This window comes from Okibacterium fritillariae, from assembly GCF_052783725.1.
This window is the reverse complement of the sequence record NZ_CP199917.1, coordinates 566,630-590,452: the sequence shown is the minus strand read 5'-3', so window position 1 is coordinate 590,452 and position 23,823 is coordinate 566,630. Positions and strand designations below refer to the sequence as shown.

General features: G+C 69.2%; 23 protein-coding genes and 1 pseudogene. 15 read left to right on the top strand and 9 right to left on the bottom strand.

The window, feature by feature from the left end:
• Window position 1: 1 nt before the first annotated feature.
• The 3 genes from ACUWEX_RS02845 to ACUWEX_RS02835 are packed head-to-tail and all read left to right on the top strand — an operon-like array spanning window position 2 to window position 2,608.
• Window positions 2-913 carry a sugar phosphate isomerase/epimerase family protein gene (locus ACUWEX_RS02845; RefSeq protein WP_079726760.1) on the top strand — a complete coding sequence of 304 codons (912 nt, stop codon included), beginning with the start codon at window positions 2-4 and terminating at the stop codon, window positions 911-913.
• A gap of 8 nt (window positions 914-921) precedes the next feature.
• Complete coding sequence (locus ACUWEX_RS02840; protein WP_445997059.1) at window positions 922-1,788, top strand: sugar phosphate isomerase/epimerase family protein; 867 nt, start codon at window positions 922-924, stop codon at window positions 1,786-1,788.
• On the top strand, window positions 1,781-2,608 hold the full coding sequence (locus tag ACUWEX_RS02835) for a nucleoside/nucleotide kinase family protein (RefSeq protein ID WP_445997058.1): 828 nt from the start codon (window positions 1,781-1,783) through the stop codon (window positions 2,606-2,608). Before ACUWEX_RS02840 ends, ACUWEX_RS02835 begins: the two co-directional genes overlap by 8 nt.
• A gap of 4 nt (window positions 2,609-2,612) precedes the next feature.
• Here ACUWEX_RS02835 and ACUWEX_RS02830 read toward each other — a convergent pair whose 3' ends face one another.
• Window positions 2,613-3,173, bottom strand: coding sequence for a CGNR zinc finger domain-containing protein (locus ACUWEX_RS02830; RefSeq protein ID WP_079726757.1), 561 nt, complete (start codon window positions 3,171-3,173; stop codon window positions 2,613-2,615).
• A gap of 73 nt (window positions 3,174-3,246) precedes the next feature.
• On the opposite strand from ACUWEX_RS02830, the gene ACUWEX_RS02825 reads away from it, so the two are divergent.
• Window positions 3,247-4,395, top strand: coding sequence for a DMT family transporter (locus ACUWEX_RS02825; RefSeq protein WP_445997057.1), 1,149 nt, complete (start codon window positions 3,247-3,249; stop codon window positions 4,393-4,395).
• Here the strand turns inward: ACUWEX_RS02825 and ACUWEX_RS02820 are convergent.
• The 3 genes and pseudogenes from ACUWEX_RS02820 to ACUWEX_RS02810 all read right to left on the bottom strand — a co-directional run.
• Window positions 4,285-5,169: pseudogene (locus tag ACUWEX_RS02820) on the bottom strand (S8 family serine peptidase); the annotation flags it as partial. The gene ACUWEX_RS02825 and the pseudogene ACUWEX_RS02820 overlap by 111 nt on opposite strands.
• A 1,082-nt stretch (window positions 5,170-6,251) precedes the next feature.
• Window positions 6,252-6,653 carry a hypothetical protein gene (locus ACUWEX_RS02815; protein WP_445997056.1) on the bottom strand — a complete coding sequence of 134 codons (402 nt, stop codon included), beginning with the start codon at window positions 6,651-6,653 and terminating at the stop codon, window positions 6,252-6,254.
• A 75-nt stretch (window positions 6,654-6,728) separates the two neighbouring features.
• On the bottom strand, window positions 6,729-7,196 hold the full coding sequence (locus ACUWEX_RS02810; RefSeq protein WP_079726753.1) for a VOC family protein: 468 nt from the start codon (window positions 7,194-7,196) through the stop codon (window positions 6,729-6,731).
• Window positions 7,197-7,295: 99 nt separating this feature from the next.
• Here ACUWEX_RS02810 and ACUWEX_RS02805 point away from each other — a divergent pair, with 99 nt between their 5' ends.
• On the top strand, window positions 7,296-8,321 hold the full coding sequence (locus tag ACUWEX_RS02805; protein ID WP_445997055.1) for a helix-turn-helix transcriptional regulator: 1,026 nt from the start codon (window positions 7,296-7,298) through the stop codon (window positions 8,319-8,321).
• Here the strand turns inward: ACUWEX_RS02805 and ACUWEX_RS02800 are convergent.
• Window positions 8,275-9,465: an FAD-dependent monooxygenase gene (locus ACUWEX_RS02800; RefSeq protein ID WP_445997054.1), complete on the bottom strand. Its 1,191-nt coding sequence runs from the start codon at window positions 9,463-9,465 to the stop codon at window positions 8,275-8,277. The genes ACUWEX_RS02805 and ACUWEX_RS02800 overlap by 47 nt on opposite strands.
• Before the next feature lie 73 nt (window positions 9,466-9,538).
• Between ACUWEX_RS02800 and ACUWEX_RS02795 the strand changes: the two genes are divergently transcribed.
• The 4 genes from ACUWEX_RS02795 to ACUWEX_RS02780 all read left to right on the top strand — a co-directional run bounded on the left by ACUWEX_RS02795 (window position 9,539) and on the right by ACUWEX_RS02780 (window position 13,151).
• On the top strand, window positions 9,539-10,039 hold the full coding sequence (locus tag ACUWEX_RS02795) for a MarR family winged helix-turn-helix transcriptional regulator (RefSeq protein WP_079726750.1): 501 nt from the start codon (window positions 9,539-9,541) through the stop codon (window positions 10,037-10,039).
• Between the two features lie 117 nt (window positions 10,040-10,156).
• Window positions 10,157-11,143, top strand: a complete 987-nt coding sequence (locus ACUWEX_RS02790; RefSeq protein ID WP_079726749.1) for a LacI family DNA-binding transcriptional regulator — start codon at window positions 10,157-10,159, stop codon at window positions 11,141-11,143.
• 95 nt (window positions 11,144-11,238) lie between these two features.
• Window positions 11,239-11,709: an RpiB/LacA/LacB family sugar-phosphate isomerase gene (locus ACUWEX_RS02785; protein ID WP_445997053.1), complete on the top strand. Its 471-nt coding sequence runs from the start codon at window positions 11,239-11,241 to the stop codon at window positions 11,707-11,709.
• 62 nt (window positions 11,710-11,771) lie between these two features.
• Entirely contained in the window at window positions 11,772-13,151 is a 1,380-nt protein-coding gene (locus ACUWEX_RS02780) for an MFS transporter (RefSeq protein WP_445997052.1), read from the top strand.
• Between the two features lie 10 nt (window positions 13,152-13,161).
• Here ACUWEX_RS02780 and ACUWEX_RS02775 read toward each other — a convergent pair whose 3' ends face one another.
• On the bottom strand, window positions 13,162-13,494 hold the full coding sequence (locus tag ACUWEX_RS02775) for a hypothetical protein (protein WP_079726746.1): 333 nt from the start codon (window positions 13,492-13,494) through the stop codon (window positions 13,162-13,164).
• A 327-nt stretch (window positions 13,495-13,821) separates the two neighbouring features.
• Between ACUWEX_RS02775 and ACUWEX_RS02770 the strand changes: the two genes are divergently transcribed.
• Entirely contained in the window at window positions 13,822-14,718 is an 897-nt protein-coding gene (locus tag ACUWEX_RS02770) for a hypothetical protein (protein ID WP_445997051.1), read from the top strand.
• On the opposite strand, the gene ACUWEX_RS02765 is transcribed toward ACUWEX_RS02770, so the two are convergent.
• The 3 genes from ACUWEX_RS02765 to ACUWEX_RS02755 all read right to left on the bottom strand — a co-directional run bounded on the left by ACUWEX_RS02765 (window position 14,715) and on the right by ACUWEX_RS02755 (window position 16,750).
• Window positions 14,715-15,011 (bottom strand): hypothetical protein, encoded by a 297-nt coding sequence (locus tag ACUWEX_RS02765; RefSeq protein ID WP_445997050.1) that lies wholly within the window; start codon window positions 15,009-15,011, stop codon window positions 14,715-14,717. The genes ACUWEX_RS02770 and ACUWEX_RS02765 overlap by 4 nt on opposite strands.
• A 241-nt stretch (window positions 15,012-15,252) precedes the next feature.
• On the bottom strand, window positions 15,253-16,524 hold the full coding sequence (locus ACUWEX_RS02760) for a type II toxin-antitoxin system HipA family toxin (protein WP_445997049.1): 1,272 nt from the start codon (window positions 16,522-16,524) through the stop codon (window positions 15,253-15,255).
• On the bottom strand, window positions 16,514-16,750 hold the full coding sequence (locus ACUWEX_RS02755; protein WP_077054209.1) for a helix-turn-helix domain-containing protein: 237 nt from the start codon (window positions 16,748-16,750) through the stop codon (window positions 16,514-16,516). Before ACUWEX_RS02755 ends, ACUWEX_RS02760 begins: the two co-directional genes overlap by 11 nt.
• 171 nt (window positions 16,751-16,921) lie before the next feature.
• Between ACUWEX_RS02755 and ACUWEX_RS02750 the strand changes: the two genes are divergently transcribed.
• From ACUWEX_RS02750 to ACUWEX_RS02730, 5 genes are all read left to right on the top strand, one after another.
• Window positions 16,922-18,979, top strand: a complete 2,058-nt coding sequence (locus ACUWEX_RS02750) for a bifunctional aldolase/short-chain dehydrogenase (RefSeq protein WP_445997048.1) — start codon at window positions 16,922-16,924, stop codon at window positions 18,977-18,979.
• A gap of 10 nt (window positions 18,980-18,989) precedes the next feature.
• Complete coding sequence (locus ACUWEX_RS02745; RefSeq protein WP_445997047.1) at window positions 18,990-20,534, top strand: rhamnulokinase; 1,545 nt, start codon at window positions 18,990-18,992, stop codon at window positions 20,532-20,534.
• 9 nt (window positions 20,535-20,543) lie between these two features.
• On the top strand, window positions 20,544-21,494 hold the full coding sequence (locus tag ACUWEX_RS02740) for a 2-hydroxyacid dehydrogenase (RefSeq protein WP_445997046.1): 951 nt from the start codon (window positions 20,544-20,546) through the stop codon (window positions 21,492-21,494).
• Window positions 21,495-21,579: 85 nt separating this feature from the next.
• Window positions 21,580-22,440: a FadR/GntR family transcriptional regulator gene (locus ACUWEX_RS02735; protein WP_445997045.1), complete on the top strand. Its 861-nt coding sequence runs from the start codon at window positions 21,580-21,582 to the stop codon at window positions 22,438-22,440.
• Between the two features lie 65 nt (window positions 22,441-22,505).
• Window positions 22,506-23,762, top strand: coding sequence for an alpha-hydroxy acid oxidase (locus tag ACUWEX_RS02730; RefSeq protein ID WP_445997044.1), 1,257 nt, complete (start codon window positions 22,506-22,508; stop codon window positions 23,760-23,762).
• The last annotated feature ends 61 nt before the right edge of the window (window positions 23,763-23,823 follow it).

Genomic DNA, 23,823 nt, shown 5'->3' with positions numbered 1-23,823 from the left:
GGTGATCGCGTTCTCGCGGCGGGCGGCGCAGCTCGACACCCCGTTGGGCGTGCACGCCGGAACGTTCGTCAACACGTGGACGCCCGAGGCCGCCCGATTCGCCATCGAGGGGGCTGCGGCATCCGGTTTCGATCTGATCGAGATCCCGCTGCCCGATGCCGATCAGCGTGATGGTTCCGCAACCGTGGCCCTGCTCGATGAGGCCGGGCTGGATGCTGTCGTCTCGCTGGCGCTCGACCCGTCGACCGATATCAACACGGATGATGCGGAGCTGTCGGCTCGGGGCGAGCGCAAGCTGCTGGACGCCGTCGACTTCGCCGCGTCGATCGGGGCGGGGTATGTCGGGGGCGTCACGTTCTCGGCCATGACGAAGTACAGCCACCCGGCGAGCGCCGCCTCCCGCGAGAACTCGCTCTCGGTGCTCACGCGCGTCGCCCAGCACGCCCGATCGCTCGGCGTGGTGATCGGCCTCGAATATGTGAACCGCTATGAGAGCAACCTGTTGAACACGGCCGCGCAGACGGCAGAGTTCATCCGCGCATTGAACGACCGTGGCGCCGACAACGTGCTGCTGCACATCGACACCTACCACGCGAACAACGAGGAAGTCTCGCAGGCCGCCGCCGTGCGCGATGCGGGACACCACCTCGGTTATCTGCACATCGCCGAGAACCACCGCGGCCTGCTGGGCACCGGCTCGATCGACTGGGCCGGCCTCTTCACAGCCCTGGCGGCCGCTGACTACCGAGGACCCCTCACCTTCGAGTCCTTCTCGGGGGCCGTCGTCTCGCCCGCCACGCGCGACGACATCGGCCTCTGGCGCAGCCTGTGGCACGACCCCGTCGAAGCCTCCGCCCACGCCAACGCTTTCCTGCGAGCCCAGCTCGCGATCCACTCACCGCAACTCACCTAAGGAACCCCATGTCGAACAACAAACTCGGAGTCCACGCCCTCGTCTTCTCGGGCGGCACCACACCGTCCGAGGTCGACCACATCATCGCCGAGACCAAGAAGGCCGGCTTCGACCTGCTCGAGCTGTCGCTGCACGACGCCGGCAACCTCGACGTTCCCGCCGCGCGCGCCGCCCTCGACGCCGCCGGCCTCGGCATCGTCTGCTCGCGCGGCCTCGCCTTCGACGCCGACGTCTCGAGCGACGACCCCGCCACCGTCAGCCGCGGCGCCGACCTGCTGCAGTACTCGCTGGGCGTCACGCACGACCTCGGCGGAACCCACTTCACCGGCGCCCTCTACAGCGCCCTCGGCAAATACGGTCACGCCCTCACGACGGCCGGCCGCGCCAACGTCGTCGCCACCCTCAAGGACCTCGCGGTCGAGGCGCAGGGACGCGGCATGACCCTCGGCCTCGAGATCTGCAACCGCTACGAGACCAACGTCATCAACACGGCCGCCGACGCCCTGCGCCTGGCCGACGACATCGGTCACGACAACGTGCTCATCCACCTCGACACCTACCACATGAACATCGAGGAGGACGATCTCGTGCGCCCCGTGCACCTCGTCGGCGACCGCCTCGGCTACGTGCACATCGGCGAGAACCACCGCGGCTACCTCGGCTCGGGTCACCTCGACTTCACGTCGTTCTTCCACGCCCTCGCCGACATCTCCTACGACGGCCCCATCACGTTCGAGTCGTTCTCCTCTGCCGTGGTCTCGCCCACGCTCTCGAACGACCTGGCGATCTGGCGTAACCTCTGGAACGACGGCCCCGCGCTGGCCGCCCACTCCCACGCCTACCTCACCAACATGCTCGAGGGGACCCGTGTCTAATCTCGTCTCAGACCACTCGGATGCGCCGAGCCCCGCAGAAGCCGACGAACGCTCGGATGCCGCGGCCGACGCTCTCGACGCCCTGGCCCGCCGCGCGCTCGCACTCGTTCCGGCGGGCGGCGGGCGGGCCGTCGTCGGCATCGCGGGCAGCCCGGGAGCGGGCAAGACCACGCTCGCGGTGCAGCTCGCGGCCCGGGTGAACGCAATCGTCGCTGCTGAGGCATCCTCGGCTTCCGGTTCATCCTCGGCTTCCGGGTCGTCCTCGGCATCTTCGTCGGCGTCGGCACCTGAGGCGGCATCATCGGCCCCGTCGCCCCACTTCGCCGCCCACCTGCCCATGGATGGCTACCACCTCGCCAATTCGACGCTCGACAGCCTCGGCCGCCGTGACCGCAAGGGCGCCATCGACACATTCGACGGCTGGGGTTTCGTCGCACTGCTGCGGCGCCTGCACGCCGAGACATCCCACACCGTCTATGCGCCGAGCTTCGACCGCACGGTCGAGGAGCCCATCGCCGGCGAGATCGCCGTGTTGCCCGACACCCGGCTCGTGATCGTCGAGGGCAACTACCTGCTCGTCGACGAGACGCCGTGGGCCGATGTGAAGGGCCTGCTCGCCGAGGCCTGGTTCTGCGAGACCACCGACGACGAGCGCGTGCGCCGTCTGGTCGACCGGCACGAGCGCCACGGCCGCACGCCCGAAGCCGCGAAAGCCTGGGCCGAATCGGTGGATGGCAAGAATGCGATCCTCATCGAATCGACCATGCCACGCGCCGATTTCGTCGTCTCGGGCGTCACCGCGGCGGTCCTCCCCCGCTGACGGTTCAGCCGACGGGGTCGGCGGCGCGGCGCTCCCGGAACGCCACCATGTTCATGCGGTTGCCACAGCGCACGCTGCAGAAGCGTTTCGACCCGTTGCGCGACAGGTCCACCAGCATGCCCTCGCAGTCGAAGGCGGCGCAGTGCCGCAGGCGGCTCGTCTCGTTCGACCGCACCACATCGATGAGCGCCATGGCGGCCTCGACGAGGAAGCGGTCGGCGAGCGGCGCCTCTTGCGAGGTGGCGTGCACGTGCCAGTCGATGCCGTCGTGACGTTCGAGCCGGGGCACGGCGTTGAGGCGGGCCAACAGTTCGTTGATGGGCACGATCATGTCGTCGCGGTCGAGCGTCCAGATCTCGCGCAGTCGGGCCCGCGCGGCGCGCATGGCGTCGAGCTCGGCGTCGTCGCGGTCGAACCGCCCCGAGAAGCCGGATTCGGCCATCAGGGTGCTCAACTGATCGCGCGTGGACAGCTCGTCGTCACCCGATCGGCTCGCACCGGCGACCGTGTTGAGGATGGCCGCATTGAACTCGAGAACGTCTTCTGTGTCAGGGGCAAAAAGCAATTTGACTCCTTATCTCTGACGAGTCTAACGTCAGGAGCGTAAGAACATTCGCTCCTGACGAAACGAGCTCAGCGTGCACCGTCGACACCTCACCACCGGCCTCATCATCGCCGTGGTCGCCGCCGTCTCCTTCGGGGTGTCCGGCCCCTTCGTCAAACCGCTGCTGCAGGCCGGCTGGAGCCCCGTCGCCGCCGTCGCCCTGCGCGCCTTCATCGGCGGAATCCTGCTGGCCCCCGTGGCCCTCGTGATGCTGCGCGGCAACCTGCGGCCCCTGTGGCGCTCCCGCTGGCGCGTGCTCGGCATGGGCAGCGTGGGCGTCGCGGGGGCCCAGGTCTTCTACTTCTCGGCCGTGCAGCGCATTCCCGTCGGCACCGCCATCCTGCTCGAATACCTGGCGCCGTTGCTGCTCGTCGCCGTGGCCTGGGTCATGACGCGCCGTCGGCCGGCCGTGCCCGTGCTCATCGGCTCGGTCGTCGCCGCGGGCGGCCTCGTGCTCGTGGTCTCGCCGGCCGATGGCGGGCCCCTCGACGTCTTGGGCCTGCTCTTCGGCCTCGGCGCCATGGTGTGCTGCGCCGTCTACTTCGTCATCGCCGCGCAAGAGTCGGATGATCTGCCGCCCGTCGCCCTCGCCGCATCCGGTCTGCTCGTCGGCTCGCTTCTACTCACGCTGCTCGGGCTCACCGGACTCGTGCCCTTCACCGCCTCCGCCGCCGACGTCACGGTGCTCGGCAACGTGGTGCCCTGGTGGGTGCCCATGCTCGTGATCGGCGTCGTGGCCACCGCCGTGGCCTATGCCACGAGCATCACGGCGAGCGCCATGCTCGGCTCGCGGCTCGCCTCCTTCGCGGGCCTGCTCGAGGTGGCCGCGGCCGCCGCGTGGGCCTGGCTGCTCCTCGGCGAGCAGCTCTCGACCCTGCAACTGCTGGGCGGCGCGCTCATCGTGGCGGGCATCATCGCGGTGCGCTTCGACGCGCGCAGCGAGAGCCTCACGCTCGACGACGAATCGACGTCGAAGACCCCCACCCGCTCCGCTCAAGGACGCGCTGCCCGGGCCGACCGCCTAGGCGCGCCGACGACGCAGGGCGACGAGGCCGGCACCGAGCAACAGCGCCACCACGGCAACGGTCAACGCCCCATCGCTCGATGCTCCCGTCGCGGGCAGCTCGGCCGCCGCTCGGCTCGGGAGGCCGGAGTCGGCGGCGGGCGCAGCCGGCTCGGGTGAGGCCGTCGGACCAGGGGTCGGAGTCGGAGTAGGAGCAGGCGTCGGCGCGAGGAACTCGAGTGTGGCCGCCGCATCGACGAGACCGGCACCCCAATAGCGCGACGCGGGGATGGCCGCATTCCACGGCGTCTGCACGCCGTCCGTGCGGGCGCCCTCGGTCAGCGCAGCCCGCAGATCGGCCGGCGTAGCGTCCGGCGCCAGCTCACGGGCGAGTGCCGCGACGGCCGCGACCGTCGGTGCCGCCGCCGAGGTTCCCTTGAAGATGCCGTTGCCCGTGAGGACCGTCGTCGACACCGGCAGGTCGTCGGTACCCGCGACGGCGGGACCGGGCACCGTCACCGGCTCGGTGATGCCCGCACCGAAGAACGTTGTCGCGGGGCCGAGTGTCGAGAACGTCTCGAGAGTCAGGGTGCCGGAGTCCACGGCCGCAACGGCGAGGGCGGCGGGGTCGGATTGGTGGCCGAAGAGCGTGGAGCCCACGACATCCGGGCCCGTCGATTCGAACCGGTCCTGGTGCAGGATCGCGGATTCGCCCGGGATGCCGGTCAGGATGAGCGACACCGGGGGCGCCGCGGCGGGCGCGGGAAGATGACGCACGATGCTGACTCCCTGCGTGACAACCGTGTCGGCGGTCGAGAAGACGCCCGCCTTGACGCGAGGGATCGTCGGGTCGCCGGCGGGAACCCGGTTGAGCGTGCCCGCGGTACGCAACACGTAGTCAAGCTGCGTCGTCACCGCGCCGATCGGGTCGGCCCAGTTCAGCGACGCCGCCATGGCGCCGTGAGCGGGCAGCGTGAACTCCAGCTCGGGGTCGACCGCCGCGCCCGGATCGAAATCGAGGCAATCGACGCTCTCGGGCGCATACAAGGCGGCCACATCGGCGGCGCACGGGCCCGCCCGGTACGCGGCCGTCGACCACCCGCCGATCGGATAACCGGCACTCGGATATCCGGCCGCGCCGCTCACGCCGTAGTTGCTGGCGGCCGTCACGTACAGCACCCCGGCGTACACGGCACGTTGGATGGCTGCACCCGCCGCCCCGCGTTGATAGGGGCGTTCATCATCCGCCTGCACATCGTCGACGATCACCGTCGCACCGGCCGCGACGAGAGCGTCGATGGCGGTCGCCACCCCGGCGTCACCTCCACCGCCAGACGCGAACACGATGGATGCCCCGGGCGCCACGCTGTGCACGGCCTGCGCCATCGCGCGCCCCTCGTCATCATCGCTGCCCTCGATCAGCACACGCACCGGCTGTGTGCGTCCGCACGGATTGCCCGCGCCCGGCAGCAGACCGGCGGCCACATCGGCGTCGACGGCGGCCTGCCCGCTCGTTCCGAACGACCCCGAGATGATGCCCACCGTGACGGACGTGCCGTCCACGCCGAACGTTTCGGTCGCTTGGTCGGCGCGGAGCGCGCTGCGCGCCGGGGCGGGGAGGGCGCGGCATCCGGGTTGATCGACGGCCGGATTCGCGGCGACCGTCGGCACGGCGGCGGCAGGCACGGCGGCGGCGGGCACGGAGGCGCTCAGCACTCCGGCCGCGTTGGCACCTGAGGTCGCGGGCGTGGCGAGCGCCGTGCCCGCCACGAGCACGAGGCCGAGTGCCGCGATCATCCCGAATCGGCGCGAGACCCTCGTTCTTGCGGAGGGTGTGCGTCGTGATCGCGTCATGAGGATCGGTCCCGTCTGTGCACGGACCGCACCGACTGCAGCAACCGTGACGTCATCGTAGTATCGCGTCGGCACGATCCGGCAGGGGGTTCCACCATCGGCCACGGCGGGAAGGCAGCCGACGCCGCCCCGCCCGATCCCCCAAATCAAGACGAGGAGTCGGGCCCGGGATCGCACAGCGGTCAGACCGGCGGCAGCACGCCCGGGTAGGGGTTCTTCGGCTTCAACGATTGCAGCCAGAGCAGTTCCTGGCGCGACATCTTGCCGTCGCGAGCCCGGCGGGCGGTCGCCATGATGCGCAGTTGCGGGCGCGCGCGCACGAGCCACACGGGATGCGTCTGCTGCATGACCGCCCAGCCGTAGATAAGCCGCTGCTCGCGTGGGTAGGCCCGATACTGGCGCCCCACCCACACGAGCAGCACCACGAAGGGCACGGCACACAGCACCACGATGACTCCCAGCCCCCGGTATTCATGCGACGAGACGCTCAACGCGATGCCGAAGACGGGCAGCAGTACGAGCCCCGCGATGGCCACGCCGAATTGGATCGCCCAGTACCGGTATCCCGCGGATGTCGCACTCATGCTCACAATGTAGCGCCGGGTGGCGGGCAGGCGATGCGACATCGCGCGGGGTGGCAGACGCCGGGTGTCAGGCGATTACTCGGCGGAGTAGGCGGCGGCCACGTCGAGGATCCATGTGACGCCGAAGCGGTCGGTCAGCATGCCGAAGCCCGGGCTCCAGGCCGAGGCCGCGAGCGCTTCGACGACCGTGGCGTCAGCCGAGAGCGCGTTCCAGTAACGCTCGATCTCGTCGAGGGTTTCGCCCCGCACCGAGACGAAGAACGGCTGATCGGTGAGCGTGACGCCGTTCTCGCGGCGCGTCGAGCCGCTCGTCGGGGCGGCGTCGGCCGCGGCGCCCGGGATGTCGTAGGCCATGACGCGGAAACCGTCTGCCGTTTCGACCTGGCCGAAGACGACGTTGTCGGCCCCGGGGACGTCCTTCGGCATACCGAAGTCGCCGTAGGTGGCGATGGTCGCCTGGCCGCCGAAGACCGCGCCATAGAACTCGAGGGCCGCTCGGGCCTCGCCTCGGAAGTTGAGGTGGGTCGTGGTAGTGATGCTCATGTCTGCTCCTAGTGACTAGCGCCGGGCTCATCCCGACGTCGATCACTCTGACAGCCGTCTAGGACAGCTTCGGTCCTACACTCGACCTAGAATCGACGCATGGCCACCCCCACCTCGCGACTGCTCACATTGCTCTCGCTGTTGCAGGCGCGACGAGACTGGCCGGGCGCCCTCCTGGCCGAACGCCTCGACATCAGCCACCGCACGGTGCGGCGCGACATCGACCGGTTGCGCGAGATGGGTTATCGCATCGAGGCCACCATGGGCCCCGACGGCGGCTACCGGCTCGACGCGGGCGAACAACTTCCCCCGCTCCTCTTCGACGACGACCAGGTGATCGCTTTGGTGGTGGCGTTGCGGTCGGCACCCCTCCTCGGAGCGGGCACCGAAGAGGCCGCGCTGCGGGCGCTCACGACGGTCAGACAGGTCATGCCCTCCCGACTGCGACACCGCGTGGACGCCCTCAACTTCACGACACTTGGGCGGCGCGCCTCGAGGGCGAGCCCCGGCACCGACACCGGTGCGGTCACCGACGCCGTCACACCGGATGTCCTCGTCGCCCTCTCGAGCGCGGCCCGCGCCCACGAGGTGCTGCGGTTCGACCACGGTTCGGATGCATCCTCGCGCCGCGTCGAGCCACACCACCTCGTCGCTTCGAACGGGCTCTGGTACCTCGTCGCCTGGGACCTCGACCGCGAAGACTGGCGCATCTTTCGCGCCGACCGTGTGACCCCGCGCATCCCGACCGGGCCTCGCTTCTCAACGCGCGAGGTGCCTGGAGGCGATGCCGCGGCCTTCGTCTCGGCGCGCTTCAAGGGGTCGGCCGAGCGCGACGAGTGGCCGTGCACCGGCACGGTCGTGGTGCACCGCCCCGCCGCCGAGGTGGCGCCCTTCGCGGCCGACGGCATGGTCACAGACCTCGGCGACGGCCGCTGCACGCTCGTCTCCGGCTCGTGGTCATGGGTGGCCCTCGCCGCCGCGCTGGGTCGCTTCGACGCGCGCATCGACGTGCTCCACCCGCCCGAGCTCGCGGCGGCCTTCGGCACACTGGCCGCCCGCAACGCCCAGACGGCGGGCGCTAACGCAGCTCGGGCAGCTCCTGCGTGGTCTCGGCCACCTGGGTGAGCTTGGCCGCGAGGGGCCGGAACGGGCGCGACGTGATGATGTAGTCCACGATCGCGCGGCCAGCAAGGCCCAGCCGGGTGCGCGGATAGGCAAAGCGTACGAGCGCGTCGGGCACGTTCTGCACATCGTCGACGAGCGGACGCATCCACGTCTCGAAGTCGCGCAAGGCGGCACCCCGATCATCCGCGCGCTGGGTGAGGAAGGCGGCGAGCACATAGCCACTGGTGAGTGCGAGGGATGCGCCGCCGCCGCCCATGGGCGTCACACACCACGCCGCATCGCCGATCACGACCACCCGCCCACGGTGCCACGTACCCATGCGCACCTGCGTCAGCTCGTCGAGATACATGTCGTCGGAGTTGCGGAATCCCTCGAGCACACGGCCGGTCTCCCAACCCGCGTCGCTGTAGTGATGGCCGACGACGTCCATCGCCGTGGCCCGGTCGACCCGCGCGAGGCCCGACTTGGCCGGCGAGGCATACGCGAGGATCGCTCGAATGGTGCCGTGGTTATCGGGCCTCAGGTGAATCTGCCGTCCGCCGACGGCGGTGTACCAGCGCCACCGATCGTCGTCGGCGGGTGTGCGCGGGATGGTGCCGAACACCATGGTCACCCCGAGGTCGCGCAGATCGACGTCGTCGGCGAAGAGTCGATCTCGTGTGCTCGATCGCACACCCTCGGCGACGATGAAGAGATCTGCGTGGATGCTCCGGCCCGACGACGTCGTGAGCACGACGGGCCCCGAGGCGTCATCGACCTCATCGGTGACGGTTTCGCCGAAGATGAAATCCACCCCCTCTGGCAGAGCTCCTCGGATGGTCTGGGCGAGGTCTCCGCGCAAGATCTCGAGTTCGGCCGTCGCCCCGTTGCCGTCCCCGGCGGGCAATTCGACACGCACCGCGCCCGACTTCTTCATGAGCACGGTGCCCGTCTCGGTCGTGTTCTGGGCCTTGACGGCGTCGAACAGTCCCATGCGCGTCAGCACCTCGCGGGCGACCCCACGCACATCGACGTTCTGACCGCCGTCGCGGAAACTCGGTGCGCGCTCGATGACCGTGACGTCCCAGCCGATACGGCGCAGCCAGAAGGCCGCCGACAGCCCCGCGATGCTGGCCCCCGAGATGACGGCGTGTGGTGTAGTCATAGTGTGCTCCGCTTTCCGAGCACGACCCGTGTCATGCTTTACAGTAAAGCTACTACACAGTGAAGGAATATGCATGCCCGACGTGGACCCCCTCACGGCCGACTGGTCGACCGAGCAGACCGAGGTCATGCAGCGACTGCGCGACTGGGCGACGAGCTTCGCCGAGCTGAACCTCAACCTCGCAACCTGGATGGACCTGCCGAGCTCCGATGCCAACGCCCTCGGCCACATCGTCTGGGCGGCCGAAGACGGTCACCCGCTGACACCCGCCGACCTCTCGCGACAGATCGGAATGACATCCGGCGCCACGACCGTGCTGCTCAACCGCCTCGAATCGGCCGGGCACATCCGCCGCAGCCGCGAACACGACGACAGGCGCCGCGTGACCCTGAGACCCGAACCATCCGCTCGGGAGCAGGCGCGGGCATTCCTCGCCGAATCGGGGGCCGAGATCGCCCATGTCGTGCAATCGACGCCGCCCGAGCACCTGCGTATCGTGGCCGATTTCGCCACCCGCCTGGGCGCGGCGAGCACGGAGGCGAACACCCGCCTGCGCCAGAGACCGCGCCCGTAACACGCGGCGGCCGGGCAAACCCGCCGCCCGACTAGATGGCCTCGACGCGCGAGACCCACGCAGCCCGCCTCGGTACAGTGGACGTGCGGTTGACACGTTTCCAGCGAGAGTGAGTGCATGGCCACGATCAAGGATGTCGCGGAGCGCGCGGGGGTCGCGCTCGGCACGGCGTCGCGCGTGCTGAGTGGCAGCACCCAGACCTCGCCCGACTCGCGCGCCCGGGTACTGGCCGCCGCCGCCGAACTCAACTACATCGCCAACGGGCCGGCCCGCGCGTTGCGTCGCGCACGCACCGATGTGCTCGGGCTGCTCGTCTCCGACATTCGCAACCCGTTCTTCTCCGAGCTGGCCCACGCAGCCGAGACCGAAGCCATGCGGCGCGGTTACACCGTCATCTTGGCCAACGCCAACGAGGACGAAGCGCAGGCCGACGAATACCTGCGCATCTTCGCCGGGCAGCGCATCGACGGGCTGCTCCTGTCGCCGCAGGGCCCGCTCTCACCGCGGCTCACGTCGCTCCTCGCTTCCGGCATGCCCGTCGTGTTGCTCAACCGTCGCGTCGCGGGTCTCGACGCGCCCCTCTTCTCGACCGACAACGCCCAGGGCGTCGGCCTCGTGCTCGACTGGCTGCAGGCGGGCGGCCACCGCGACGTGGCCTTCGTCGGCGGCCCGACGGCCATGTCGACGGGAGCCGAGCGACTGGCGGCTTATCTGGCGGGCCGCGAATCGCACGGCATCAGCACCGACGACGCCCTCATCGACAGCGGAGACTTCCTCGCGGGTGGCGCCGCGGCGGCCATCGCCCGCATCCTCGATCGGGGCGTGCGCCCCACGGCCGTCTTCGGCGCGAACGGTCCCACGACGCTCGGTGTGGTGCGCGGCCTGCGCGAACGCCTGGGCGTCGAGGCCGCCTCGCGCATCGAGGTCGTCTCGTTCGACAACCTCGACTGGTTCGAGTTCGCCACTCCCCCCATCAGCGCCGTGCGCAACGACGCCGCGACCATCGGCCGACTGGGCGTTGCAGGTTTGATCGGCCTGATCGAGGGCCGGGATGTCGCCTCCGAGCGCATCGAGACCACCTTCGTCGATCGCCGAAACGTCTGACCGATCGCTTGCCAAACCCGGCAGGGTGGGGCAACATGGTGTCAACGCAGTCCGTGGAAACGATTCCATGGAAACGATTCCCCGAAAGGTTCACCATGCGAGTCGCCATCGGCGCCGACCACGCGGGCTTCCCCGTCAAACAGCGCGTCATCGACGCCGTCGAGAAGCTCGGGCACAGCGTGATCGACCGCGGCACCGACAGCACGGCACCCGTCGACTTCCCCGATATCACCCAGGCCACGTGCGCACCCGTGCTCGACGGCACGGCTGACCGCGCCATTCTCGTGTGCGGAACGGGCGCGGGGGCGATCATGGCCGCGAACAAGATCCCCGGCATCCGCTGCGGCCTGGCCAACGAGACCTACTCGGCCCACCAGGCCGTCGAACACGACGACGCCAACGTCATCGCCCTGGGCGCGTGGCTCGTGCCCCCCGCCTTTATCGACGACATCGTCGCCGAATTCCTCGCCGCCACCTTCGACGATGACGACGACACCCGTCGCCGCGTCGCCAAGTTGAACGCGCTCGACGACCTCACCCCGAGCCGACCGCGCGCAACCTCCTGACCACCCGGGGCCCACAGCCCTCCCGACCCCGTTCGTTCGTCCCGATCAAAGGAGATCCACCCGTGACAAACGCCACAGACCCCACGCATCCCACGAGCCCCGCCGGACCGGCGACCACGCAACAGTCCCCGCTCGGCTCGAAAGACCGCAACAAGACCGCAATCGCCGCCGCGCTCGGCACGAGCGTGGAGAACTACGACTTCATCGCCTACGGCACGGCATCGGCCCTCTACTTCAGCGCCGTCTTCTTTCCCGAGAGCGACCGCTTCGTCGGCACGCTCCTCTCCTTCGCCACGCTGGCGGTGGGCTTCCTCATGCGCCCCCTTGGCGGCGCGATCGGCGGCTACCTGGCCGACAAATTCGGTCGCAAACCGGTGCTCGTCGGAGCCATGCTCGTCATGGGCGGCGCCACGTTCCTCATCGGCCTGCTGCCGACCTACGCGACCGTTGGCGTCATCGCCCCCATCCTGCTCGTCATCATCCGCATGATCCAGGGACTCGCCTTCGGCGCCGAATGGGGCGGGGCCATCACCATGGCCTACGAACACGCCCCCTGGAACCGGCGCGGCATGTACGCCGCCATCCCCCAGTCGGGCAACCCGCTCGGCATCGCGCTGGCGAGCGGCATGTTCCTCGTGTGCGCCAACCTCGAGGGCGACTGGGCCTGGCGCATCCCGTTCCTTCTGAGCGCCGTGCTCGTCGTCGTCGCTCTGGTCGTGCGATCCCGTCTGTCCGAGTCGCCCGAGTTCGAAGAGGCGAAGGCCGAGGGGCGCATCGAGAAGAACCCGTTCCTCACGACCATCCGCCGCGACTGGAAGAGCATCCTGCGCGTCATCGCCCTGCGCATCGTCGAATCGTTCGCCTATTACTCGACGGCCACCTACCTGCTGAACTATCTCACCGAGCGGTACCCCGACATCCGGCCCACCGCATTGGGCGCGATCACGGCCGCGAGCCTCATCGCGATCGTCGTGACATTCCTGGCGGGGTCGCTCACCGACCGCATCGGCCGGCGCCCCATCTATATCGTCGGATGCGTCGTCGCCATCCTGTTCGCTTTCCCCATGTATCTCCTGACCAACGACGGCACCCCCGCGCTCGTCGTGGCCGTATTTATCTTCGGCATCGGCTTCATCCACGCGTCTCTCACGGGAACGCAGGGCTCGTTGCTGACCGAGCAGTTCGGCACCTCGACGCGCACGTCCGGCACCTCGCTGGGCTACCAGATCGCCGCGGCTCTCGGCGGATTCGCGCCGCTGCTGGCCGCCGCACTTGTCGGCTGGCTCGGATGGCCGGGCGCCTCGCTGCTCTACATGTTCGCCGCCGTCGTGGGCCTCATCGGCATCCTGATCACGCGGGAGACGTACGGCAAGGCCGAACGAGCGCGTATGAACGCGCTCGTGGCAGAGGAACGCGCTCGCGTGACGGCGTCGACGCGCTAGTCACCGACGGTCAGTCTTCGAGGTGGCCGATGGACTTGCGTTCGAAGAAGTCGCAGAGCGCCGCTGCGACCGCGAGTTCGGCCGACAGCCCGTGCAGGTTCTGGGCGGTGAGGTCGAACGCATCCGAGCGGGCCTCGAACCGGATGATCCAGTGCGAGTCGCCCGCGCTGACGGGTTCCATGACGATAGCGGTGCTCACATTGGCGAGCGGAACCATGACGAGACCCGTGTCGGCCCCGTCGGCACCGTCCTGGATGATCACGCGGATGAGGTCGCCGTCGTTGCGCACGGAACGAAACTCTTCGAGCCAGGACTCGAGCGTGGACTTACTCCGGAAGGGCATGCGTTCTCGTTTTCGTGCGGTCAGCGGTACTTATGACACTTTCTCATGCCATTTGCCGGACTCCGACCAAAAAGGCCTCGCGGTGACCACCCGTGCACAACTTCCGGCTTTTGTCGGATGCGGGCGTCACATCGGCGCGAGTCGGCGCCGCTTCCCAGTCGCCGTCCACCGTGCACGCCAGCGCGCCGCACTGAACGGCCGTCTCGAGGCGGTGCTCGATCGAGGCACCCACCGTGGCGGCGGAACGGGGGTTAGGCTTCGCTCAGGCCTTTTGTCGCGCCCGTACTGCGATCCCGGCCCCTTCTCCAGCGCCGCAGAGGAACGACCATGACACTCGCAGACACGACCGAATTCGACGCCTTCGGGCCCTGGATCGACCAGGTCTCCACCGAATCGGCCATCCCGCGGCTGTTCCGTGCCCACCGTTTCGACCTGGGCGCCGCGATCGTCGTCCTCAAAGTTCCTCGCAACATCGCCCGGCGCGACGCCAACCCCGCGATGGACCTCTACGACCTGCTGCTCATCGTCGAACCCCACGCTTTCACGGTGCTGCGACGCGAGGAGGCATGTTTCACCACACGCGTCATCCGCTACGCCGACATCGCGGCCTTCGAGGACAGCGTCGAGCTGCTCGACGGCCTCTTCACGGTGCACACGATGGATGGCGACAGCGTGCGGGTTCCCTACAACGGCTCATCGCGCGCGACCATCGCGTCGCTCACCGACGAGCTGCGCCGGCTCGTTGCGCCCACCCTCGTGCCGCATCCCGAGATCGCGTCGCGCCCACCGCTCGAACGTGGCGAACTCGGGCGCGACGGCAACGGTCTGGTAGCCGCCTACCGCGAGATCGCGGCGAAAGAGCCGTGGCTGCGTGTCGTGGCCGCGCACCCCAACCAGCGCCTCGCGACATCCGGCGGTGTCGTCGACCAGCTCATTCTGTGGGTGCGACGCGCCACCCTGCAGGGCGCCATCGTGAGCATCAGCGACACCGAACTCTCGATCGTGTCCCGCCGGGACTGGGTCGTCCCGGGCAAACGCCCCGCCCTCTCGGAGTCGCGCCGCATCGTGCCCCTCGACCGCCTCGCGGCCGCGTCGGTCGCCCCGCACCCGCGCTTCGTGGGCGCCTCGACCGTAACCCTCGCAGCCGGCCAGGCGTCCATCGTCTGCGTCGTGCCGACGGGCTCTCCCGCCGAGGCGGCTCTGGCCGCGCTGGCCCCGCGCTAGTCGTCCGTCGGCGTCTCGATCGGAACCTCACGGTAGTAGACGTTCTCGCTGATCGCCTCCCAGTCGTCGCCGGGCGACACGCCATCCGAGGCCGACCGGAAGGCGTTCTGCTCGACCTGCAGCTCGTTGTCGACGACACCGCCTCCCCCGCCGCATCCGACACGGCCGTCTGTGCCGTCCGGCCCGGTCAACAGGATGCAATACCCTTCGTCCGTCGACTCGCCGAGATAAACACGGAATCCGGCCCGTTCCCCGACGAAGCGAACCGTCTCGACATCGACCCTCTCGGTCATGTCGGATGTCACCGCCGCGGGCAGCGCATCATCCGCGGAAGCCGCACGCTCGAGATCCGACACCTGCACGGCCGGCGCCGAACATCCCACTAGCGCCACCCCGAGCACAACGGCCCCAGCCACCCACCCACTCGCGCGAAAACCCCTGTGCTTTCTCATCATCGAACCCCCTTCCGGCGAGCGTAGCCAGATTTGCCGCGCGCCGCATCGATCCTGGCGACACCGCCACCCGCGAGTGGCGTCAGAGGCGCGGCATGAGCATGTAGGGCAGGGATGTGCGCAGCCGGGCCGGCTGACCGTCGAGGAGGTTCTGCGCCTGGCCGCGGATGTAGCCCGGCACGTGCTTTTCGATCGAAGCGGGTGCCACGACGCGCCGGGTCGCATCGATGATCTGCTCGAGCGACTCGTCGATGACCTCGCGTGCGCGCGCCGGACGAACGCCCCAGCTTTGCGCCTCATCGATGAGGTGATCTCTCGTGATGGCGCCGATCTGGGATTCACCAGCGATCGACATTGCCATCCCCTGCGGCGCTTCATAGGCGAGAGCGAGCGGCGAGGCATCGTAGAAAGGAGCCAGTGCGGCGCTCCCATCCTCGTGGTGCATGAGGGAAAAGTTCTTCATGTGCGCGTCGGTGTTCCCGGAGGCCACGTTCAACACGGTGTAGCGCAAGAGCGTCTCGCGGTCGGGCTCACTGGTCGAGAAAATCGTGCGATCTCGGTCGAGGATCGCAGCGATCGCGCGCATATTGGCACCAGGATTCTGACGCTCGAATTTATCGTCCCCTCCCCAGGGCAGGGCCAAGGCTTGCGCGAAGTCTTCTTGATGGATTCGCTCGGTCCCGCCCGGCACCGCGCGGCGATCGTAACGCTCGATCACCAAGACCGTTCGGGCCCCGATGGTCTCGACCCACGACTCATAGGCGAGAAGCCCCATCGAGCGCGCAATACCGAGGACGAAGTTCTCCCCATCCGCCAAGGCCACGCTCTCCGCGTCAACCGGTTTGAGAATGTGCGTAGACGGGATGCTTCCGCGCCCGGCGAACCAGGCTCCCTCGCGTCGAGTGAGCGTCACCTTGCGCTGGAACCCGGGAAGCGCGGAACCGCCACCGCCGAGCAAGAAGCCGGATGCCCGCGACAAGATCGCATCGAGTTCGTCGGCATCTAGGCGCCGGGGCTCCTCGGGATCGCGCGCACGCCCCACACTGAGCGCACCGGCCAGGTCGGCTCCGACCTCGGCCAGCATGCCCACGACGTTGTTGCTCGCGACGTGAACTTCGGCGGCCAAGCGTTCCAGCCAGAGCCCCTCGGGAAGCAGCCCACCGAAGAAGGGTGCGGCGTCGGCCGCGTCCGCGCCGACCGGAAGAGACATCGAGAGCGGGGTGTCCCGCAACCGCCACCGCTCGGATGCGTCGTCGGTCCATGCCAGCCGGACGGCTCCGGCTTCGTCGACGCCCAGCGTTCCGATGCGGGTGCCGTAGAGCCGGACCACCAGACCTTGCTTGTCACCGTCCATCGGTGGGCTCATCGCGGGTCTGGGCCGTGAGGTCGATGCCGAGGCGCGCCAGGAGGTCGAAGTAGCGCTCGTCGGCGCGCTTCGCCTTGCCGCTCTCGAGCTCGGAGATGTAGCGCTGGGTGGAGCCCAATGCATCCGCGAGCTGAGCCTGCGACATCCCGTTCTGCGAGCGAATTCGACGCACGAGGTCGCCGAGGTCGGCGGCAGATCTGATCCGGGCTCTCATACCCCTCCTATTACGTATCTGTAATAAGCCTAACCGTTATTACCGAAAAGGTATAGAGCATCCCGTCATTACCGATGTGTAATCAACTCCACACTTGCGCCACTTGTTAAGTGCTGTGATACTTAACACGTTCGCACACTGAGCGCCGCGCGCGCCAACAAGGGAGTTTGCATGTCGCACAGCACCACCGAGCCCACCAACCCGGCCGCCGCCGAGCTCATCGCCCGCAGCAACCGCCTGGGCGCCGACCCGAAGAACACCAACTACGCGGGCGGCAACACGTCGGCCAAGGGCACGGCCATCGACCCCGTCACGGGCGAAGAGGTCGAGCTGCTCTGGGTGAAGGGTTCGGGCGGAGACCTCGGCACGCTCACCGAGAAGGGCCTCGCGGTGCTGCGCCTCGACCGCCTGCGCGCCATGCAGAACACCTACCCGGGCGTCGAGCGCGAAGACGAGATGGTCGCCGCCTTCGACTACACGCTGCACGGCAAGGGCGGTGCGGCCCCCTCGATCGACACCCCCATGCACGGCCTCGTCGACGCGAAACACGTCGACCACCTGCACCCCGACTCGGGCATCGCCATCGCCACGGCGGCCGACGGCGAAGAGCTCACGCGCACGATCTTCGGCGACACAGTCGTCTGGGTGCCGTGGCGTCGCCCCGGTTTTCAGCTCGGCCTCGATATCGCGGCCCTGAAGCGCGAGAACCCGCAGGCGATCGGCTGCATCCTCGGCGGCCACGGCATCACGGCCTGGGGCGAGACGAGCGAAGAGTCCGAGAAGAACTCGCTGTGGATCATCGACACGGCCGCCGCCTACATCGCCGAGAACTCCAAGGCCGAGCCGTTCGGCGCCCCCCTCGAAGGCTATGCGGCCCTCAGCCCCGCCGAACGTCGCGCCAAAGCGGCGGCCCTGGCCCCCGTCATCCGCGGCATCGCCTCGACCGACAAGCCGCAGGTCGGCCACTTCACCGACGCGGATGTCGTGCTCGACTTCTTGGCCAGCAGCGAGCACCCGCGCCTCGCCGCCCTGGGCACCAGCTGCCCCGACCACTTCTTGCGCACCAAGGTCAAGCCGCTCGTGCTCGACCTGCCGTCAGACGCCAGCATCGAGGACAGCATCGCGCGCCTCGAGGAGTTGCACGAGCAGTACCGCGCCGACTACCAGGCTTATTACGACAGGAACAAGAAGGATGACTCGCCCGCCATCCGCGGCGCAGACCCCCTCATCGTCCTGATCCCGGGCGTCGGCATGTTCAGCTACGGCAAGGACAAGCAGACGGCTCGCGTGGCCGGCGAGTTCTACGTCAACGCCATCAACGTCATGCGCGGAGCCGAGGGGCTCTCGACCTACGCCCCCATCAACGAAGCCGAGAAGTTCAACATCGAGTACTGGTCGCTCGAAGAGGCCAAGCTGCAGCGCATGCCGAAGCCCAAGCCGCTCGCCACGCGCATCGCGCTCGTCACGGGCGCCGCGTCGGGCATCGGCAAGGCCATCGCCACGCGCCTCGCCGCCGAGGGCGCCGTCGTCGTCATCGCCGACCTGTCGCTCGAGAAGGCGCGGGCCGCGGCCGCGGAGATCGGCAACGCCGATGTGGCGGTGGGCGTGCAGGCGGATGTCTCGGACGAGGCCGCCGTCGAAGCATCCATCAACGAAACGCTGTTGGCCTTCGGCGGGCTCGACCTCGTGGTCAACAACGCCGGCCTGTCGCTCTCGCGCCCCCTGCTCGAGACGACGGTCGCCGATTGGGACCTGCAGCACAACGTCATGGCCAAGGGCTCGTTCCTCGTATCGAAGGCCGCCGCCCGCGTGCTCATCGCGCAGAAGCTCGGCGGCGACATCGTCTACATCTCGTCGAAGAACTCGGTGTTCGCGGGCCCCAACAACGTGGCCTACTCGGCGACCAAAGCCGACCAGGCCCACCAGGTGCGCCTCCTGGCCGCCGAGCTCGGCGAATACGGCATCAAGGTCAACGGCATCAACCCGGATGGCGTGGTGCGCGGGTCCGGCATCTTCGCCTCGGGTTGGGGCGCCAACCGGGCCAAGACCTACGGCATCGAAGAAGAGGACCTGGGCAAGTTCTATGCCCAGCGCACCATCCTGAAGCGCGAGGTCGTGCCCGAGAACGTGGCCAACGCGGTGTACGTTTTGTGCACGAGCGACCTCTCGCACACGACCGGTTTGCACATCCCGGTCGACGCGGGTGTCGCGGCCGCCTTCCTGCGCTAGGAGCAGCTCGATGACGACACACACGGCGAGGCGGGGCACGGTCGCGGCCGTCGACCTCGGCGCCACGAGCGGGCGCGTGATGCTCGGGCACATCGGGGCGGGCGAATTGACGCTCATCCCGGTGGCCCGGTTTCCCAACACGCCCGTGCGCACGCCCGACGGCTACCACTGGAACATCCTCGAGCTCTACCGCTCGATCACGGCGGGCCTGACGCAGGCGGCCCGCGAGGCGCCCGAGGTCGAGAGCATCGGCATCGATTCGTGGGCGGTCGACTACGGGCTGTTGCGGGGCGGCCGGCTGCTCGGCATCCCCTATCACTACCGCGACGAGCGCACGCAGCAGGGCGTGGATGACGTGCACGCCGTCGTCCCCTTCGACGAGCTCTATCGGCAGAACGGGTTGCAGTTCTTGCCCTTCAACACCGTCTACCAGCTCGCCGCCGAACAGCGCGCGGGCACGCTGCCGCTCGCCGACGACCTGCTGCTCATCCCCGACCTCATCGCGTACTGGCTGACGGGCGAGAAGGTGGCCGAGGCCACCAACGCGTCGACCACCGGTCTGCTCCGGCCCGCGGGTGTGGCCACGGCACTCGAGGGGGCCGCTCGTGCTGGGCGTCCCGCCTCCTCGAGTGCCGCGGCGGCTCCGTCTGCAGGGCCGGCCTGGAACGACGACCTCATCTCCACGCTCGGCCTGCCGCGCGACATCCTGCCGCCGCTCGTCTCGCCCGGCGAGCGCATCGGGTCGCTCCTGCCCGCCGTGCAGGCCGATACGGGCATCGGCCCACACGTTCCGGTCACGGCCATCGGGTCGCACGACACCGCGTCCGCCGTGGTCGCCGTGCCCATGCTCACCGACGACGCCGCCTACATCAGCTGCGGCACCTGGGGCTTGGTGGGCGTGGAGCTCGAGCATCCGGTGCTCACCGACGCCAGCCGCGCCGCCAATTTCACGAACGAGGGCGGCGTCGACGGCCGCACGCGTTTCTTGCACAACGTGATGGGCCTGTGGCTGCTGAGCGAATCGGTGCGCTGGTGGGAGCGCGACGGCGAGACCATCGACCTGCCCTCCCTGCTCGCGCAGGCGGCGGATGTCTCGGGCGAGATCTCGATCTTCGACGCCGACGACCCGCGCTTCCTCACGCCGGGCGACATGCCCGGCCGCATCGCGTCCTATCTCGGCGAGCGCGGCCTGCGCGTGCCGGCCAGTCGCGCCGAGTTCGTCCGCTCGATCCTGGAGTCCCTCGCCGAGGCGTTCGCGCGGGCGGTGCACACGGCGAGCGAGCTCTCGGGCAAACGCGTCGGTGTCATCCACGTGGTCGGTGGCGGTTCGCAGAACGCGCTGCTGTGCCAGCTGACGGCCGATCGCGCCGGGCTGCCCGTCGAGGCCGGACCCGTCGAGGCGACGGCGCTCGGCAACGTGCTCGTGCAGGCTCGGGCCGCCGGCATCATCGACGGCGACCTCGAAACGCTGCGAGCGCTCGTGGCGCAGACGGTGTCGCCCCGCACCTTCAGTCCGCGTGTCAACCAATCGCGCCCGACCACGGCGCGGGTCTAGGGTCGAAAGATGTCTGACAACACCACGAGTTCCGCCACTCCCGCCCGCCTCGTCGTGAGCGTGCCCGGCGATACGTTGCTCAATCGACTCACCCCGGCGCCCGAGGGCGTCGACGTCATCGTGTGGGATGTCTCGGGCACCCCGCCGCGCGACCACATCGACATCATCGTGCCGCCCTACATGGGTTCGGTCGACAGCCTCGCGCCGCTCGCGCACGTCACCTCGCAGCTCGTGCAGAGCCAGTCGATCGGCTATGACGGTGTGGCCGACATTTTGCCTGCGGGGATCACGTTCGCCAACGCGGCCACCGTGCACGAGACCGCGACGGCCGAGCTGACGGTGGCCCTGATCCTCGCCGCCCTGCGCGAGATCCCCCGCTTCGTGCGCGGCGCCTCGCGCGGCCAGTGGGATCCGGCGCGGGCAACCGGCCTCGCCGACAAGCGCGTGCTTCTCGTCGGCTACGGTGGCGTGGGTGCCGCGATCGCCGACCGACTCGACCCGTTCGAGGTCACCATCACGCGCGTCGCCAGCCGCGAACGCGACGACGACCGCGGCCACGTGTATGCCCTGTCGAGCCTCGACGAGCTGCTGCCCGACGCGGATGTCGTGGTGCTCGGCGTTCCTCTGACCGACGACACCCGGCACCTGGCCGACGACGCGTTCTTCTCGCGCATGCACGACGGGGCGCTGTTCGTGAACATCGCGCGCGGTCCCGTGGCCGACACCGAGGCGTTGCTCGCGCACACGTCGAACGGTCGGCTGAATGCGGCGCTCGACGTGACCGACCCCGAGCCGCTGCCCGACGGACATCCGCTCTTCGCCCTGCCCAATGTGCTCATCAGCCCCCACGTGGGCGGCGCGACCGACGCCATGATGCCGCGCATGGAGAAGCTGCTGCGCCGCCAGATCGATCACCTGCTGGCCGGCGACGAGCCCGAGAACGTGGTTCTGCGCACATGAGGGGGCTTGCGCGTGGGGGCGCGCCTCTGTATACAATGTGGTCCTACCACACGGCCCGCCACATCAACGACGAGAGGCACACCCCGTGACCGAAGAACGCCGAGCCTGGCAGCAGGTGCTCGAGCACATCGAATCCGACCTCCTGCAGGGTCGGCTGCGCCCCGGCGACCGCCTGCCCGGCGAGCGCGCCCTGGCCACCGACCTCGGCGTCGGCCGCTCGAGCGTGCGCGAGGCCTTCCGTGTGCTCGAGGTGCTGGGCCTCATCCGCACGGCCTCGGGCTCCGGCCCCACCGCGGGCGCCATCATCGTGGCCCTGCCCACGGGCGGCATGACGGCACTCATGCGCCTGCAGGTCGCCGCCAACGGTTTCGCGGTGCAGGATGTCGTGGCCACCCGTCTCGTGCTCGAGACCGCGGTCGTGCACGACCTCGCAGGCGACTCGCAACGCAACCTCGCGCGCCCGGTCGAGCTGCTCGACGCCATGGAATCGCGCCAGCTCTCCGAGGCCGAGTTCCTGGCGCTCGACGCGCAGTTCCACCTCTCGCTCGCCGAGGCGGCCGGCAACCAGGTCATCACGGCGACCATGGCGGGCCTGCGCGGGTCGATCGAGAACTACGTGCTCGCGGGTGTGCCCAACCTGCCGTCGTGGGCCGAGACCTCCGAGCGCCTGGCCGTCGAGCACCGCCACATCGTGGCCGCCATCGAAGAGGGGGATGCCGCATCCGCCCGCACCCTCGTGCGCGACCACATCACGGGCTACTACGCCGAGACCGGTTTGGCGGGGCGCACGCCCGTCGCGCGGCCGGACGAGGATGCCGCGGCTCGCACGTCCGTATCCCACGGCGACCACGTGGCCGTCGCAGACCCCGCGTCCTCGCCCGATGCGGGCTCGACGCCCGATCCCGTCGTCCACCCCGTCGTCGACCCCGTCGCCGCCGCATCCTGACTTTCCCCTGTCGCCGCGCACACCCGTGGGCCGCGAACCGACCGAACCCCTCGAAAGGACACCCCGTGGTTGAACGCCGTCTGCCCAAACCGCACGACCTCCTCCCCCTCATGCAGTTCAAGAAGCCCGAGCTCAACGCGCGCAAGCGCCGCCTGAAGTCGGCCAACACCATCTACGACCTGCGCGCCATCGCCAAGCGCATCACGCCGACGGCCCCGTTCGACTACACGGATGGCGCCGCCGAGGGCGAGATCTCGCTGGCCCGCGCGCGCCAGGCGTTCCAGGACATCGAGTTCCACCCGTCGGTGTTGAAGAACGTCTCCCAGGTCTCGACCGGCTGGGATGTCCTCGGCCAGCGCGTCGCCCTCCCGTTCGGCATCGCACCCACCGGTTTCACGCGCATGATGCAGACCGAGGGTGAGCGCGCCGGTGCGAGCGCCGCGGCCGCCGCCGGCATCCCCTTCACGCTGTCGACCATGGGCACGACGTCGATCGAGGACGTCAAGGCTGCGGCGCCCGACGGCCGCAACTGGTTCCAGCTCTACATGTGGACCGACCGCGACCGCTCGATGGCGCTCGTCGACCGGGCCGCCAAGGCCGGTTACGACTCGCTCGTCGTCACGGTCGACACGCCCGTCGGCGGCGCACGCCTGCGCGATGTGCGCAACGGCATGACCATCCCGCCGTCGCTCACCCCCAAGACCGTGATCGACGCCCTGCCGCGCCCGGCCTGGTGGATCAACTTCTTGACCACCGAGCCGCTCGCGTTCGCGTCGCTCGACCGCTGGTCGGGCACCGTCGCGGCCCTCATCGACACCATGTTCGACCCGACCGTGGGCCCCGAAGAGGTCAAGTTCATCCGCTCGCAGTGGAAGGGCAAGCTCGTCGTCAAGGGCATCCAGTCGGTGAAGGACGCTCAGCTCGCCGTCGACCTCGGTGCCGACGCCATCATCCTGTCGAACCACGGCGGCCGCCAGCTCGACCGCGCGCCCATCCCCTTCCACCTGCTGCCCAGCGTGGTGAAAGAGGTCGGAGCGCACACCGAGGTGCACCTCGACACGGGCATCATGAACGGCGCCGACATCGTCGCCTCGGTCGCGATGGGCGCGCGTTTCACGCTCATCGGCCGCGCCTACCTCTACGGCCTCATGGCGGGCGGGCGCGAGGGCGTGGACCGCACCATCCAGATCCTGACCTCCGAGATCACGCGCACCATGAAGCTGCTCGGGGTGTCGTCGCTCGAGGAGCTCGAGCCCGGGCACGTCACGCAGCTCAGCCGCTTCACCACGCTGCAGCCGTTGCAGGCGGGCGACCGGGTGTAGGTCGACACGCCGCAACACGGATGCCGCCGGGGACACGTTCTCGGCGGCATCCGTCGTTTCC